Genomic DNA, 14,413 nt, shown 5'->3' with positions numbered 1-14,413 from the left:
ACGTTTGGGCGACATGCATTAGCCTCCCGCCAGAGACGCGCTCCTTGTGTCAAAGCCCCGTGACAACAGCAAGACCTGCGCCGGGCCTTTTTGAAAGCGCAGCAATATCAATCGATTGAAGGCAAATAAGGAGACTTCTATCCGGCCCGCTCGATGCGGATGACTTGCGGCTTGTCGGTCAGAAGGCTGTCCCTGGTGATGCCGTCAACGGCCTTGCGCACCGCCGCCTCGGTCGTCTCGTGGGTCACCAGGATGACCGTCTTCTGTGCCTCGGTTTCCGGCCCGGCGGCATGCTGGACGATCGATTCCAGCGAAATGTCGTTGTCGGCCATGCGCTTGGCTATTGCCGCGAAGACGCCGAGGCGGTCGTGCACGGTCAGCCGGATGAAATAACCGCCGGCATGGCTGCGCATCTGCGCCTTCTTGTAAGGCTTCAATTCCTTCGCCGGCCGACCGAAGACCGGACCATGCTGGAAGCCAGGCCGGCTCTTGGCGATGTCGGCAATGTCGCCGATCACCGCCGACGCGGTGGCGTTGCCGCCGGCGCCAGGGCCGGAGAGCAGCAATTCGCCGAGGATGTCGGTTTCTATCGCGACCGCATTGGTGACGCCGTGCACCTGCGCGATGACCGAGGCCGTCGGCACCATGGTCGGGTGCACGCGCTGCTCGATGCCGCTTTCGGTGCGTTGGGCGACGCCAAGCAGCTTGATCCGGTAGCCGAGATCGCCGGCCGCACGGATATCGGCCTGGCTGATGTTGGAGATGCCCTCCATGTAGATATCGTTGGCGGCGATCTTCGTGCCGAAGGCAAGGCTGGTCAGGATCGATAGCTTGTGTGCGGTGTCGTGGCCCTCGATGTCGAAGGTCGGGTCGGCTTCGGCATAGCCCAGCCGTTGCGCATCCTTCAGGCAGGCATCAAAGGACAGACCCTCGGCTTCCATGCGCGTCAAAATATAATTGCAGGTACCGTTGAGGATGCCGAAAACGCGGGTCACCGAATTGCCGGCCATCGCCTCGCGCATCGTCTTGATGACCGGAATGCCGCCTGCCACCGCCGCTTCGTAGTTGAGCAGCACACCCCTCTTTTCTGCGATCTCGGCCAGTAAGACGCCGTGCTTGGCAAGCAGTGCCTTGTTGGCGGTGACGACGTGACGGCCGGCCTCGAGCGCGGCTTTCACTGATGATCGTGCCGCTCCTTCGTCGCCGCCGATCAGCTCGACGAAGACATCTATTTCGGCGGTCTGCGCCATCTTGACGGCGTCGTCGAACCACCGTGCTGTGCCAAGATCAACGCCGCGGTCGCGCTTGGGATCGCGCGCCGAAACGGCTGACACGACGATGTCGCGTCCGCACTGCCGCGTCAGTTCGGCCGCCTTGTCGCGCAGCACACGGGCCACAGACGCACCGACGGTGCCGAGGCCGGCAATTCCAACACGCAACGCTTCAGCCATGTCCGGCGACGCCCCTCAACAATTCGGTCGATGTGTATAAGATCAGCGATGCGCGGCGAGCGGTACGACATTATTCGGCTGCTTGGCGCTGGATGCGAGGAAGCGCTTAATGTTGCGCGCCGCTTGCCGGATCCGATGCTCGTTTTCGACCAGCGCGATGCGCACGTGATCGTCGCCATGCTCGCCGAAGCCGACGCCCGGCGCCACCGCGACGTCGGCGTGCTCGATCAGGAGCTTGGAGAACTCAAGCGAGCCAAGGTGCTTGAACGGCTCCGGGATCGGCGCCCAGGCGAACATCGATGCCGCCGGTGCGGGAATGGTCCAGCCGGCACGGCTGAAGGAGTCGACCATGACATCGCGGCGTTTGCGGTAGACGTCGCGCACTTCGGCGATGTCGGCGCCGTCGCCGTTAAGCGCATGCGCCGCCGCCACCTGGATCGGCGTGAAGGCGCCGTAGTCGAGATAGGATTTCACCCGCGTCAGCGCCGAGATCAGCCGTTCATTGCCGACCGCAAAACCCATGCGCCAGCCCGGCATCGAAAAGGTCTTCGACATCGAGGTGAACTCGACGGCGACGTCTATGGCGCCCGGCACCTGCAGCACCGAAGGCGGCGGATTGCCGTCGAAATAGATTTCCGAATAGGCAAGGTCCGACAGGATGATGATGTCGTTCTTCCTGGCGAAGGCCACCACCTCCTTGTAGAAATCGAGCGAAGCGACCAGTGCCGTCGGGTTGGACGGATAATTGAGGATTAGTGCCAGCGGCTTCGGGATCGAATGGCGGATGCCGCGCTCCAGGGCCGGGATAAAGCCGTCGTCCGGCTCGACCTGCAGCGAGCGGATGACGCCGCCCGACATAATGAAGCCGAAGGCGTGGATCGGATAGGTCGGATTGGGGCACAGGATCACGTCGCCGGGGGCGGTGATCGCCTGCGCCATATTGGCGAAGCCCTCCTTCGAGCCGAGCGTCGCCACCACCTGGCTGTCCGGGTCGAGCTTCACGCCGAAGCGGCGGGCATAGTAGTTGGCCTGTGCACGGCGCAGACCCGGAATGCCGCGCGACGACGAATATCGGTGCGTGCGCGGATCGCGCACCACCTCGCATAATTTGTCGACGATGGCCTTGGGCGTCGGCAGGTCCGGATTGCCCATGCCAAGATCGATGATGTCGGCGCCGCGCGAACGGGCGCTGGCCTTCAGCCGGTTGACCTGTTCGAAGACATAGGGCGGAAGCCGGCGGACCTTGTGAAATTCTTCCATGGCAGTTCCAGACAGTGAGGTTGCGGTCGCGCGTATAAGCTTATTTGCAACTAGGGTCGAGAGCGGGGTCGCATTTGCCTTCGATCTGCTTCAGCGCCTCGGCGCCGTGTTTTTTTGCCAGCTGGTCCAGCGCTGCCTGGTCCGCAACCTTGACGCCGCCGCCCTTGGCGGCCTGGCTCTGCTTCTCGGCCTTCAGTTGGGCGAGCTTGGCGTTCTTTTCCTCGTCGGTGAATTGCTCGGCCGCCACCTGCGGCCGGATGTTCAGGTTCGGATAGGAACCGGTGTCCTTCGCGCCGACAAGGCCGGTGGCGGGCGCCGCACCTTCCATGTTGCTGCTCGTGCAACCGGCCATCGTCAACATGACGAGCGCCATGCGGCAAAAACGACCAGTGCCGGAAAAAACGTTCTTGCCAATATTAATCGTCATATTGTTTTCCTGGCGGCCGGGTTAGAGCACATTGGACCCTGTTCGATATCCCATGGTAATATGTCAACAAAACGCTTCGGGAGGAACCCCGCGAACCATGGCCAAAACACCCGATTCGGGCAAAGCGGAAGATGACCAACCTTCGACCGTCGAGCAATATCTGGTGAAGGACCCGGAACGCTTCGCTCTGAACATGGCCCGCATGATCGAGCAGGCCGGCAAAGCCGCCTCGGCATGGGCCGAGCCGCGGGAAAAGGGCGAGGTACGCGATCACGTCGCCGAACCGGTCGTCGACATGGTGAAGACGTTCTCTAAGCTCACCGAGTACTGGCTCTCCGACCCGCAGCGCGCGCTGGAGGCGCAAACGCGGCTGTTTTCCGGCTACATGACCGTCTGGGCCAATGCCGTCCAGCGCGTCGGCGCGGGCGCCGAGGACGCCGAGGATGCGGTCAAGCCCGAGCGCGGCGACAAGCGTTTCCAAGACCCGGAATGGGGCCGCAACGCCTTCTTCGATTTCCTCAAACAGGCGTATCTGGTCACCTCGCGCTGGGCGGCCGAACTGGTCGAGCACGCCGACGGCCTGGACGAGCATACCCGCCACAAGGCCGGCTTTTATGTCAAGCAGGTGTCCAATGCCATCTCGCCGTCGAATTTCATCCTGACCAATCCGGAATTGTTTCGCGAGACTGTCGCCTCGAACGGCGAAAACCTGGTGCGCGGCATGAAGATGCTTGCGGAGGACATCGCCGCGGGCAAGGGTGACCTGAAGCTGCGGCAGGCAGATTATTCGCCCTTCGAGATCGGCAAGAATCTCGCCGCCACGCCGGGTAAGGTGGTCGGCCGCAGCGACGTCGCCGAAATCCTGCAATACGAGCCGACTACCGACACCGTGCTCAAACGGCCGCTGCTGATCTGCCCGCCATGGATCAACAAGTACTACATCCTCGACCTCAACCCGCAAAAATCCTTCATTCGCTGGGCCGTCGAGCAAGGCCACACCGTGTTCGTAATCTCCTGGATCAACCCGGACGAGCGGCACGGCGCCAAGAGTTGGGAGGCCTATATCAGGGAGGGCCTGCAATACGGCCTCGACACGATCGAGAAGGCGACCGGCGAAAGGCAAGTCAACGCCATCGGCTATTGCGTCGGCGGCACGCTTCTGGCGGCGGCCCTGGCGCTGATGGCGCAGGAAGGCGACCACCGCATCAAATCCGCCACCTTCTTCACCACCCAGGTCGATTTCACCTATGCCGGCGATCTAAAAGTGTTCGTCGACGAGGAGCAGGTCGCGGCCGTCGAAAAGGCGATGAACGAGAAAGGCTATCTCGACGGCACCAAGATGGCGACCGCCTTCAACATGCTGCGCTCGGGCGACCTGATCTGGCCCTATGTCGTCAACAACTACATGCGCGGCAAGGATCCCCTGCCCTTCGACCTGCTCTACTGGAATGCCGATTCGACCCGCATGGGCGCTGCCAACCATTCCTTCTATTTGCGCAATTGCTATCTCGAGAACAGGCTCTCGCAAGGCATGATGGAACTGGCGGGGCGCACGGTTTCGCTGAAGGACGTTACCATTCCGGTCTACAACCTCGCCTCTAAGGAGGACCACATCGCGCCGGCGCTATCGGTATTCCTCGGCTCGAAATATTTCGGCGGCGAGGTCGACTACGTCATGGCCGGCTCCGGTCACATCGCCGGGGTCGTCAATCCGCCGGCGGCGCAAAAATATCAATACTGGACCGGCGGCAAGCCGGCCGGCGACTTCGACCAATGGCTCGCCGGGGCCACAGCCCACCCCGGTTCCTGGTGGCCGCACTGGCAACGCTGGATCGAAGCCAAGGACAATACCCGCGTACCGGCCCGCAAACCGGGCGAGCATATGCAAGTTCTAGGCGAAGCCCCCGGCACCTATGTCAAGGTGCGCGTGTAACCATCTGTAATGTGTGGTGAGTTGACGCGCCGCCAAAAGCGGGCGAAATGGTGCCGTCAACCCTGAGCAGCCTTGATTCATCCTCTAGCCGCCAAATTACTTTGAGGCTTGCAGATTTGACACAGGTCTCGTTTCCGGTTCGGGGAACAAGGGTCATTTCGACGAGACGTTTCGGCGCCGCGCCAATGACGAACCGGTCGGATATCGAGGGGGAATTTTGTTTTGAGATCAGCAGGATCGCGCCTCGCGAAGGGAGAAAGCCGCGCCATTGTGGCGGCGCTTTTCTCGGTGCTTCTGGCGTCCTGCACCTCGGCCGGCGACCCGACTATGTCGGTCGGCATGCCAGGCTACAATACCTCGGCTACCGAAATCAGCACGGCCGCCGGTGCGCCCCAGGCCAGCACGGCCGCATCATCGTCGCAGATGACAACCGCACAAATGACGATGAATGCCGACGGTGACGCCAACCTTCCCGAGCAGGTCGCCTATGTGCCAATAGCCAAGCCAGGGGCCAAGCTCGATGCCGGCTTCCCGATCGCCGTTCCAACGGCAGCCGAGACGATCGCGGGACACACGCCGCAGCCGCTGCAACCAAACGCCCAGAGGGCCGAACAGGCCGTGGCACAGAACAGTGCTGATGCATCGAAGCCCGACGCCAAGGCCGCCGCGCCGGCGATGAACAACCCGGTCTATGTAACCGCCGGCGAGATGCCGCAGCCACAGGCCTACGCACCGAAGAAAAACTTCCTGGCCTCGCTGTTCAGCGCCACCCCCGCTTCGGCAGCATCGCCGGCCAACAGCAGATCGGGCGGACAGCCAACGGTCGTGCAGGCCAAGGCGACGCCCGCGGCAAAACCTACCGTTACCCTGGCCTCGGCCAATCCGGCAGAAAAGCCGGTGCAGCTGGTGTCGACCGGCGATACCAGCCATTTCACGGCCGATGCGCTGCCGGGCGTGCGCCAGACGGCGCTGTTCGAGATCAAGCGCAAATCCGGCCTCGACGATGAGAGCGACGTCGATCTCAACGAAGACGAAGGTTCGGGTGGCGCCTACCAGGTCGCCTCTGCCGCCGGCCTCGCGCGGCTGGCGCCCAACGGCCTCCTGAAACAGAACGAAAGCGTCGATGTCGCCTGCTTGAAGCCGTCGCTGGTTCGCGTGCTGAAGACGATCGAAGGCCATTACGGCCGCAAGATGACGGTCACCTCCGGCTATCGCGATCCGGCCCGCAACCGCCGCGCCAACGGCGCCAAGAATTCGCTGCACATGTACTGCGCCGCCGCCGACATTCAGGTTCCCGGCGTCTCGAAGTGGGAACTGGCGAGCTACATCCGCACCATGCCGGGCCGCGGCGGCGTCGGCACCTACTGCCACACCGAATCCGTCCATGTCGATGTCGGCCCCGAGCGCGACTGGAACTGGCGTTGCCGCAGGCGCGGTTAGGGAGAGGTTCTTCGGCCACAGCGAAGTCCCTTCGGCGACGTTGCAGCATGCTGCAAAACCAGCTTGGCTGTCGGAAAGACGCGGTTTGGAGCCAAAGGAAAAAAGTTGTCGCAGCCGGCGGCAGACGGGTTGCCGGTTTGCCGCGACGCAACTATAAGCGCTCACATCTGAGCGCGCCCATCGTCTAGCGGTCAGGACACCGCCCTTTCACGGCGGTAACAGGGGTTCGATTCCCCTTGGGCGTACCAGCAATTTCAACTCGGCATATGTCTACACCAGCGTGATGCTGGCAGACTTGGCCGGACCCCACCCACTCTGATGGGGGTGTCAGCAAGGGGCGAAGACAAACTGCGGATTGTGCCGAGGGCTCCCTACGCCCGCAGTCCCCTCGCCTCGCCGCCGCGCTTGCGCGGAGGAACCATCATGTCCCTGGCAAGCAGGCCGCTCACCCGGCAAAAGGCCATGAAGGCCCGCCATGCGTCTTCGGTCTCGACGATGTCCACCGTGGCGCCAAAACAGGCATTGAACGCGGCCTGGTAGGTTGGCCCCTTCCGGCGAACCGGCCACGTTTGCAGGAAATCGAGCGCCTGCTCGACACTGTAGATTTCCTCGACCGGCTGGCTGGGCACAGGCGCGATACGCACCGGCACCGCAAATTGCAGTCTGTCCATTCGACCTCTCCCGAACCGACACCCCCGCAGCAACATCGTTCGGCATAAAAAGTTGCCGTGGCGGCTTCATGCTTGGGCCGACTTCTCGCCTAGAAATGTGTCGTCACTGCGGTAGCCAAATGAACCGGTCGGGAGCCTGGGCAGCTACAGGCAAGGAGAGTGCCCCAAAGACCTGAATATCGCCGGTCTTCGGTCGTCGCCGGCAGTTCGTTCTTGAACCTTGGGCCTTCCAGTGCCAAATCTGGGGAGATTTCTCTGGCGGGGGCTCATCCAGCCCTCGCATCCCTGCAAGACGGACAAAAATGGTCACCTATCTCGACGCCGCCACGGCACCGCTCAGAAACACCGGCCAGATCCGTCTTTACGACGAGGAAGGCTTTATCGGCATGCGCAAGGCTTGCGATCTCACCGCGCGCTGCCTCGACGAACTGGTATCGATGGTGGCGCCCGGCGTCACCACCGAAGCGATCGATCGCTTCGTCTTCGAGTTCGGCATGGACCATGGCGCGCTTCCGGCGACACTCAACTACCGCGGCTACACGAAATCATCCTGCACCTCGATCAACCACGTCGTCTGTCACGGCATACCCGACAGCAAGCCGTTGAAGGATGGCGATATCGTCAATATCGACGTCACCTATATACTCGACGGCTGGCACGGCGACTCCTCGCGCATGTATCCGGTGGGCACGATCAAGCGTGCCGCGGAGCGGCTGCTCGAAGTCACGTATGAGTGCCTGATGCGCGGCATCGCGGCAATCAAGCCGGGCGCCCGCACCGGCGCCATCGGCGCCGCCATCCAGACCTACGCCGAAGCCGAGCGTTGCTCGGTGGTGCGCGATTTCTGCGGCCACGGCGTCGGCCGGCTGTTTCACGACGCGCCGAACATCCTGCATTACGGCAGCGCCAGCGAAGGCGTCGAGATGCGACCGGGCATGATCTTCACCGTCGAGCCGATGATCAATCTCGGCCGGCCGCATGTGAAAGTGCTGTCGGACGGCTGGACCGCGGTGACGCGTGACCGTTCGCTTTCGGCGCAGTACGAACACACGATCGGCGTCACCGAAACCGGCTGCGAGATCTTCACGCTGTCGCCAAAAAACCTCGACCGCCCCGGCCTGCGGGCCTAGTGTCTGGCAGATCGGGCGTTACCTTGCCCGGCAAATGCTGGGTGGGCAGCCATGAACGGTGACGACGACGAGCGGGCCTTCTTTCCCGAAAGGCCGGTGCGATCGCCTGCGAAGGCGGTGGCCGCCGACAAGCCGCATTATCTCGGCCATCGCGACCGCTTGCGCGAGCGCTTCGCCGCCAGTCCTAACACCCTCCCCGACTACGAACTGCTCGAGCTTCTATTGTTCCGGCTGATCCCGCGCGCCGACACCAAGCCGGTCGCCAAGGCCTTGCTGGCACGCTTCGGTACATTGGCCGAGGTCCTCGGCGCGCCCGTCGAGCGCCTGCAGGAAGTGAAGGGCATCGGCCCGATGGTGGCGCTCGACCTCAAGGTGGTTGCGGCAACGGCGCAACGCATGGCGCGCGGCGAGATCGCCGGCCGCGAGCTGTTGTCGACCTGGACGCAGGTTCTCGAATACTGCCGGTCGGTGATGGCCTTCGAGGAGCGCGAGCAGTTCCGCATCCTGTTCCTCGACAAGAAAAACGCGCTGATCGCCGACGAAGTGCAGCAGGTCGGCACCGTCGACCACACACCGGTCTATCCGCGCGAGGTGGTCAGGCGCGCCTTGGAGCTCTCTGCCACGGCGATCATTCTGGCACATAACCATCCGTCGGGAGACCCGACGCCGTCGCGCGCCGACATCGAGATGACCAAGCTGATCATAGAGACGGCCAAACCGCTTGGCATTGCCGTTCACGACCACATCATCATCGGCAGGAAAGGCCACTCCAGCATGAAGGGCCTGCTGCTGATCTGAGGTTTGGCGTTGTTTTCAGCTTTGTCCGCTGTGCGCCTATGTACCGCAACGTCAAGGCGGTCGGCTCGATAAATTCTGGCGCCGAGGCTCAGCTGGCCGTGCGCAGGCGCCGCGATCGGACAAATGTCTTAAGTCCCTCGGAGTCGAACGGGTGGCCGAAGGCATAACCCTGCAATATGTCGCAGCCCAGGCCCTTGAGTAGCCGTGCGTGCTGCATCGTCTCGACGCCTTCCGCCACGACCTCGATACCCAGCGATTTGCCGATTTCGATGATCGACGAGACAACCTGCCTTCTCTGCGGCGATTTGACGATTGGGGTGACCAGCTGCCGATCTATCTTCAGCCGGCGCGGCTGCAACTTCAGCAAACTGACCATCGAAGCGTAACCGGTACCAAAATCGTCTATTTCGATGTCAATCCCCAGTTCTTTTATTTGCTCGATGTTCCACGTGACGAGATCGTCGTTCTCGTCCAGGAAAATCGACTCAACAAGCTCGAACGAAACTGTTCCTTTCTTGATATCTTGTTCTCGCAGGCTCTTGATAAGCTCCTCGTCTTGAAGGCGCCTCGCCGAGACATTGACAGACACCCGTGGAATGTTAAGTTTTGCAGCGGACCACCCTTCGAAATCCGAAAGCGATTGCTTCAATATGGCTTGGTCGATGATCGAGACGACGTTCAGTTCTTCCGCAATCCTCAGGAAGATGTCGGGCGCCAAAATACCCTTTACTGGATGTTGCCACCTCGCCAGCGCCTCAACCCCAACGATTTCGAGCGTCTTTGCGTCAAATTGAGGCTGGTAGAACGGGATGAACTCGTTGCGCTCGAGGCCGCCGAGAATTTCGTCGGCAATCCGTTTTGTATCGACGATTTCGCTTTGCATCGCGTCAGTGAAAAATTCGTATCGATTGCGCCCACGGCTCTTTGCTCGGTAAAGCGCGATATCTGCGTTCACCAGCAGGTGTTTGGCTTCGACATCTTTTCCGTTGTCGACAGCTATACCCACGCTGACGCCAAAACGGCACCGATGGCCCTGATAATAGACGGGCTCGCGCATCTGGCTGATGACCCGATCGGCAAGCAGCGCCAGTTGCTTGGTATCGTCGCGTACCACGCACAGAACGATGAATTCGTCTCCTCCGATGCGGGCGACGAATCCTTCGTCGCCGACCTTCGATCTGAGGACTGTCGACGCGTGAACCAGCATCGCATCACCGGCGGCGTGGCCCAGCGTATCGTTGATGTGCTTGAACCGATCCAGATCGATGTGAAGCAGTGCCGCACGCCCGCCTGAGCGCCTGGCGTTTGCCGCGTAGTCTTCCAGTACCTGGTCGAGGTAACGCCGGTTAGGCAAGCCGGTCAGCGAGTCATGAAGCGCAATGTGCTCTATGCGCGCCTTGGCCGACTCGAGTTCTGCATTTTTCGACTCCGACAGCTGTTTTGCGCGAACCAGATCCTTGTTCAGCAGGACGTCGGCAGTCACGTCCCATTCCGCGCCGATCATTTTTGGGGTGTCGTTTGTGGCCCGGTAAAGGATCGCCTTGGACCGGACATGACGGACCTCGCCATTCGGGCGCACAATCCGGTACTCCGACAAATATGGTCGTCCGCTGGCCACCGCCGTATCAAAATCTGCGTTGGCGCCAGCCAGATCATCTGGATGGATCGCTCCCGCCCAGTCTGTGTAGCCCCGGTGCTCCCCCGCTGGTTTGCCATATATTTCATTGACGCGATCATCCCATGTAAGCTCGTTGGTCGCGAGATCGTGTTCCCAAACCCCGATAGCCGAAGCTTCCAGAGCGAGTTCAAGGCGTCGTGACAATCGGCGCAATTCCGCATAATTGCGCTGTCTTTCGCCTATCAGACGACCAGTGACCAGGAAGGGGAACACAACCAAGGCCCCGGCCGTCGCCATGATCGCGCGCAACAACCATGCGTTACTTGGCGTCGAAGGCCAGCCGTTCTTGGGAATGGCAGCGAGCTGCCACGAGCCGGAAGGAAGCAAAACGTCAGCCGTCACCGGATCGCTTTTGCTGATCTCCTCATTGCCGTAGAATTGACCACCTCGGTGACCGAGGGCGTCCCTGCCGATCAGCGCTACGTCAATCCCGAGATCGTCGTCAAGCATGCCGCTCGCTTTGTAAAGGCGCTGCACGTCGACAACGGCGGAAATAATGCCCCAGAACCTTTCCGTGTTGCCCGCGCTCGGCACGAAAACCGGAAAGCGGCCGATGAAGCCTTGTCCCCCCTGCTTCAGCTCGACGGGACCGGCAAGCACCAGCTTGCGTTCATCTCGCGCCCTTAGCGCAGCCGCACGCTGCCGCTCATTCTTGCGGTAGTCCAGGCCCATCGCCTGCTCATTACCCTCCATCGGATACATCAGGGAAACGACCAGATCGGGCGCGCCGGCAATATTGTTCAATTGCGAGTCGGCGCCAAACAGATTGCTCGCCAGCGAGGCGAAGCGTTGCTGTCCCATATAAGGCTCGGTCACGACGGCGGCGACCAATCCACGCACGAGTTGAAGGTTTCCGTTGATATTGCCTTCGAGCTTGGCGCGGATGAGATTGACCTTGGTCAACACGTCCGCACGGACGGCCTGGTCCGAGACGACTTTGTTCTGGTGCTCCGCGAACGCGGCGCTAATAAGTATGACGACAAGCGCGATCGCCGCCGGAATATTTGCCGACGAAAAGACGACCTCCTTGATGCCGCCGAACTTAGCGCGGAAAAAAGCCAATAGGCGATTCCTCAAGTGCCATTTCAGGTTCCCGGGTCGACCCGATGAGGAACATTAGCTTTCAATGTTTAATTTGACCTTCACGCTCCTTAGAGCTTTTGCGCTTTCCGACCCGTTGCTGATGTTGCAGGCCCGAGCGGCTGGAGCCGGCTGCCGATTTCCACTGACATCGTCCCACTGATTGAGTTGAGATGCGCTGGCGCCGGCGATCCTTCGGGAGATCGAGGAGCGCGAGCGATTGCAAACTTCGACGCTCCGACCCGAGTACTCAGGAGCGTCGACCTGGACTAGTGCCCCTCGATCGCCTTGGGAGACACAAGGTATGGTATCTTGCCGATGCTACGCTTCGTCGCGCCAATGGAATAGGCCATCGGTATCTTGGGAGAGTTCTCTGGCAAGCCGTACATATCCTTGCCGGCCCGCACGGCAAATGAAAAGTGCTGCCACGAAACAGTGTCATGCTCATTGAGAAAATCGAGCGTCAGCCCAGCTGAAATCAACGCATTCACCACGTCACTGATCGGGTGGATCCATTCATAATAGCGAGGATGCTTCAGGATGCGGTCATCGCCGGTGTAGGTCAGTTCCTCGTTCCAGGCGAGCGGTCGAGCTATCGGCGTTCGCCAGTCGTGCTTCAATTCCAGGGCCGCGGCCTTTCGATCGCACTGAAACATCAATGGATGGCCCTCGGCCATGTAGAGACGGCCGCCGGGTCTCAGGAGGTCGGCAACCACCCGCGCCCAACGGAAAACGTCGTCCAGCCAGTTTACCGAGCCCCATGTAACGTAAGCGATGTCAAAGGTCCGACCGAGCGCTTCCACCGCTTCGAACAGTGGCGCTTCCACGAAGCGCACGTCGGTGCCTGCCTTCGCAGCAAAATCCCGCGCCGCCGCGATAGCCGCCGGTGAAAAGTCGAGCCCCGTCACACTGCCTGCGCCGAGATTCTTCAGGCTGATCGTGTCGAGCCCGATGTGACACTGCAGGTGGACGATATCCTTGCCGGCAATATCGCCGACCTCGCGCGTTTCCAGCTCGTAGAGATTGGATCCGCCGGCCAGCACATTCTCGATGTGGTAGCTGCCCGTTGTGTCGGTCGAGTGCAGTTCGGCCCGATCATCCCAATTAAGGCGGTTCGCACCCAAAAACCGTTCCAAATTCCCCCACCCCTGACTGACGTATGGTAAACAAGTCGTTAAGTACCTTTGCAGCGAAAGTATCGCGCGTCAATCCGGACTGGGCGGCGGCAGTGTGCCACCGCTCGCGAAAGCCATAGCCCCGGGAAAGCTTGCTGCTGATCAAAGCTTCTGGCGCAGTCGCCGTGCCCGGCGACAAGACCCCGCAGGTGCCCCCCTGACGTCACCGTCGTGGTCTGCATGTGGTTTAGTCGGTTCCTCAGCCCCCCACGGCCACCATCGCGATGTTTCTGGAGAGCTCGTTTGTGGGGTCAACTGCGTCTGCCATGCCGCTCGTGAGTGCTCGGTAGAGTGCCACATAATCGCTGCACATGCGCTCGACCGTGAACCGCTTCTCGAACGTCTGCCGCACTCGTGCGCGATCGAGGCTGTCTATGCGCCGGAGCGCGCCCACAGCTTCCTCCACCGTATCCACGATCCATCCGGACACACCGTCATCGATGATCTCCGGGACGGCGCCACGGCGGAACGCAATCACCGGCGTACCGCAGGCCATTGCTTCGATCGTCACGAGCCCGAAGGGTTCCGGCCAGTCGATCGGGAACAAAAGCGCTTTCGCATTGCCCAGAAAATCCGCCTTTTGCCGCTCATCGATTTCGCCAATGAACTCCACGTTCGAATGCCGCAGCACTTGCGGCTCGACCCTTTCCTTCCAGAACGACTGGTCCACCTTGTCAATCTTTGCGGCGATCTTCAGGGGAAACCCGGCCCGCGCTGCTATTTCTATGGCCGCTTCCGGCCCCTTTTCCGGCGAGATGCGACCGAGAAACGCAAGATAGCCAGAGGTGTTCGGGTGGAATGGCAGAAGATCGCGTGGCAGGCCATGATGCACCATTCCAATCCAATTGACGGGCGGCACGGGCCGGCGCTGGTCGAAGGAGATCGAGACCAGGGGAACGTCGTCGAACATAGCATAAAGCTGCGCCAGATCGGGCAGGTCGAGCCTGCCGTGAAGCGTGGTAACCGTTCGTCTGGCAAAATCCCGAATGATGGGGAAGTGCAGAACATCGACGTGGAAATGCAAAACATCGAACTCATCGGCTCGCCGGCGCACCCGTTCAAGCATCATAACGTGGTGCGGACCACCGTCCTGGACCCTGGGGTTCAGGCGCAGCGCGACGTCGCAACACGGTACCAGCTCGGCTGAGGTACGAGAATCGGCGCTGGCGAACAGCGTCACCTCGTGGCCCTGTCGGACAAGTTCTTCGGTCAGATACGAAACAATTCGCTCGGTTCCACCGTAGGTTCGGGGCGGCACGGATTCGGTTAGCGGCGCGATCTGGGCTATTTTCATTTAGAAAAATCTTTCGGCGGCAACCGCCGCCTTTCAAACAAGCTTCGGCGGCAACCAAGACAAGCGGGAGCTTCTC

The 14,413-nt window shown here is 61.1% G+C and carries 11 protein-coding genes and 1 tRNA gene; 5 read left to right on the top strand and 7 right to left on the bottom strand.

Going from position 1 to position 14,413, the window contains the following annotated elements; genetic code table 11:
* Positions 1-137: 137 nt before the first annotated feature.
* From NMG46_RS14705 to NMG46_RS14695, 3 genes are read right to left on the bottom strand one after another with little or no spacing between them, the layout of a single operon-like run.
* Positions 138-1,451 (bottom strand): homoserine dehydrogenase, encoded by a 1,314-nt coding sequence (locus NMG46_RS14705; protein ID WP_254818359.1) that lies wholly within the window; start codon positions 1,449-1,451, stop codon positions 138-140.
* A 42-nt stretch (positions 1,452-1,493) separates the two neighbouring features.
* Positions 1,494-2,711, bottom strand: a complete 1,218-nt coding sequence (locus NMG46_RS14700) for an LL-diaminopimelate aminotransferase (RefSeq protein WP_254818358.1) — start codon at positions 2,709-2,711, stop codon at positions 1,494-1,496.
* Positions 2,712-2,751: 40 nt separating this feature from the next.
* Positions 2,752-3,138, bottom strand: coding sequence for a hypothetical protein (locus NMG46_RS14695; RefSeq protein WP_254818357.1), 387 nt, complete (start codon positions 3,136-3,138; stop codon positions 2,752-2,754).
* 97 nt (positions 3,139-3,235) lie between these two features.
* Here NMG46_RS14695 and phaC point away from each other — a divergent pair, with 97 nt between their 5' ends.
* The 3 genes from phaC (at position 3,236) to NMG46_RS14680 (ending at position 6,759) form a co-directional block, all read left to right on the top strand.
* Positions 3,236-5,071 (top strand): class I poly(R)-hydroxyalkanoic acid synthase, encoded by a 1,836-nt coding sequence (phaC, locus tag NMG46_RS14690; RefSeq protein ID WP_254818356.1) that lies wholly within the window; start codon positions 3,236-3,238, stop codon positions 5,069-5,071.
* A 327-nt stretch (positions 5,072-5,398) separates the two neighbouring features.
* Positions 5,399-6,511 carry a YcbK family protein gene (locus NMG46_RS14685; protein WP_254818396.1) on the top strand — a complete coding sequence of 371 codons (1,113 nt, stop codon included), beginning with the start codon at positions 5,399-5,401 and terminating at the stop codon, positions 6,509-6,511.
* A 173-nt stretch (positions 6,512-6,684) separates the two neighbouring features.
* Positions 6,685-6,759: transfer RNA gene (locus NMG46_RS14680), tRNA-Glu, on the top strand.
* 123 nt (positions 6,760-6,882) lie between these two features.
* Here NMG46_RS14680 and NMG46_RS14675 read toward each other — a convergent pair.
* The gene (locus tag NMG46_RS14675) at positions 6,883-7,182 is read right to left on the bottom strand and encodes a DUF982 domain-containing protein (protein ID WP_254818355.1); all 300 of its coding nucleotides are present in this window, start codon (positions 7,180-7,182) and stop codon (positions 6,883-6,885) included.
* A 302-nt stretch (positions 7,183-7,484) separates the two neighbouring features.
* Here NMG46_RS14675 and map point away from each other — a divergent pair, with 302 nt between their 5' ends.
* Together map and radC are read left to right on the top strand one after the other, a co-directional pair.
* Positions 7,485-8,312, top strand: coding sequence for a type I methionyl aminopeptidase (map, locus tag NMG46_RS14670; RefSeq protein ID WP_254818354.1), 828 nt, complete (start codon positions 7,485-7,487; stop codon positions 8,310-8,312).
* A 51-nt stretch (positions 8,313-8,363) separates the two neighbouring features.
* Positions 8,364-9,110 carry a DNA repair protein RadC gene (gene radC, locus NMG46_RS14665; protein ID WP_254818353.1) on the top strand — a complete coding sequence of 249 codons (747 nt, stop codon included), beginning with the start codon at positions 8,364-8,366 and terminating at the stop codon, positions 9,108-9,110.
* A gap of 88 nt (positions 9,111-9,198) precedes the next feature.
* Here the strand turns inward: radC and NMG46_RS14660 are convergent, their stop codons facing one another.
* The 3 genes from NMG46_RS14660 to NMG46_RS14650 all read right to left on the bottom strand — a co-directional run bounded on the left by NMG46_RS14660 (position 9,199) and on the right by NMG46_RS14650 (position 14,337).
* A complete protein-coding gene (locus tag NMG46_RS14660; protein ID WP_254818395.1) occupies positions 9,199-11,778 on the bottom strand; it encodes an EAL domain-containing protein in 2,580 nt (859 codons plus the stop codon).
* A gap of 359 nt (positions 11,779-12,137) precedes the next feature.
* Positions 12,138-13,004 (bottom strand): bifunctional 2-polyprenyl-6-hydroxyphenol methylase/3-demethylubiquinol 3-O-methyltransferase UbiG, encoded by an 867-nt coding sequence (locus tag NMG46_RS14655; RefSeq protein WP_254818352.1) that lies wholly within the window; start codon positions 13,002-13,004, stop codon positions 12,138-12,140.
* A gap of 238 nt (positions 13,005-13,242) precedes the next feature.
* A complete protein-coding gene (locus NMG46_RS14650; protein ID WP_254818351.1) occupies positions 13,243-14,337 on the bottom strand; it encodes a glycosyltransferase family 4 protein in 1,095 nt (364 codons plus the stop codon).
* Positions 14,338-14,413: the final 76 nt, after the last annotated feature.

This window comes from Mesorhizobium sp. LMG 17147 (genome assembly GCF_024297145.1).
GTDB lineage: Bacteria > Pseudomonadota > Alphaproteobacteria > Rhizobiales > Rhizobiaceae > Mesorhizobium.
The sequence above is the reverse complement of the archived record's forward strand: the minus strand, read 5'-3'. Positions and strand labels throughout refer to the sequence as shown.

What these genes read in the sequence shown, in the direction of transcription:
- NMG46_RS14705 (WP_254818359.1), bottom strand. Translation starts at nt 1,451, where the DNA reads ATGGCTGAAGCGTTGCGTGTTGGAATTGCCGGCCTCGGCACCGTCGGT.
- NMG46_RS14675 (WP_254818355.1), bottom strand. Translation starts at nt 7,182, where the DNA reads ATGGACAGACTGCAATTTGCGGTGCCGGTGCGTATCGCGCCTGTGCCC.
- phaC (WP_254818356.1), top strand. Translation starts at nt 3,236, where the DNA reads ATGGCCAAAACACCCGATTCGGGCAAAGCGGAAGATGACCAACCTTCG.
- radC (WP_254818353.1), top strand. Translation starts at nt 8,364, where the DNA reads ATGAACGGTGACGACGACGAGCGGGCCTTCTTTCCCGAAAGGCCGGTG.
- NMG46_RS14650 (WP_254818351.1), bottom strand. Translation starts at nt 14,337, where the DNA reads ATGAAAATAGCCCAGATCGCGCCGCTAACCGAATCCGTGCCGCCCCGA.
- map (WP_254818354.1), top strand. Translation starts at nt 7,485, where the DNA reads ATGGTCACCTATCTCGACGCCGCCACGGCACCGCTCAGAAACACCGGC.
- NMG46_RS14695 (WP_254818357.1), bottom strand. Translation starts at nt 3,138, where the DNA reads ATGACGATTAATATTGGCAAGAACGTTTTTTCCGGCACTGGTCGTTTT.
- NMG46_RS14685 (WP_254818396.1), top strand. Translation starts at nt 5,399, where the DNA reads ATGTCGGTCGGCATGCCAGGCTACAATACCTCGGCTACCGAAATCAGC.
- NMG46_RS14700 (WP_254818358.1), bottom strand. Translation starts at nt 2,711, where the DNA reads ATGGAAGAATTTCACAAGGTCCGCCGGCTTCCGCCCTATGTCTTCGAA.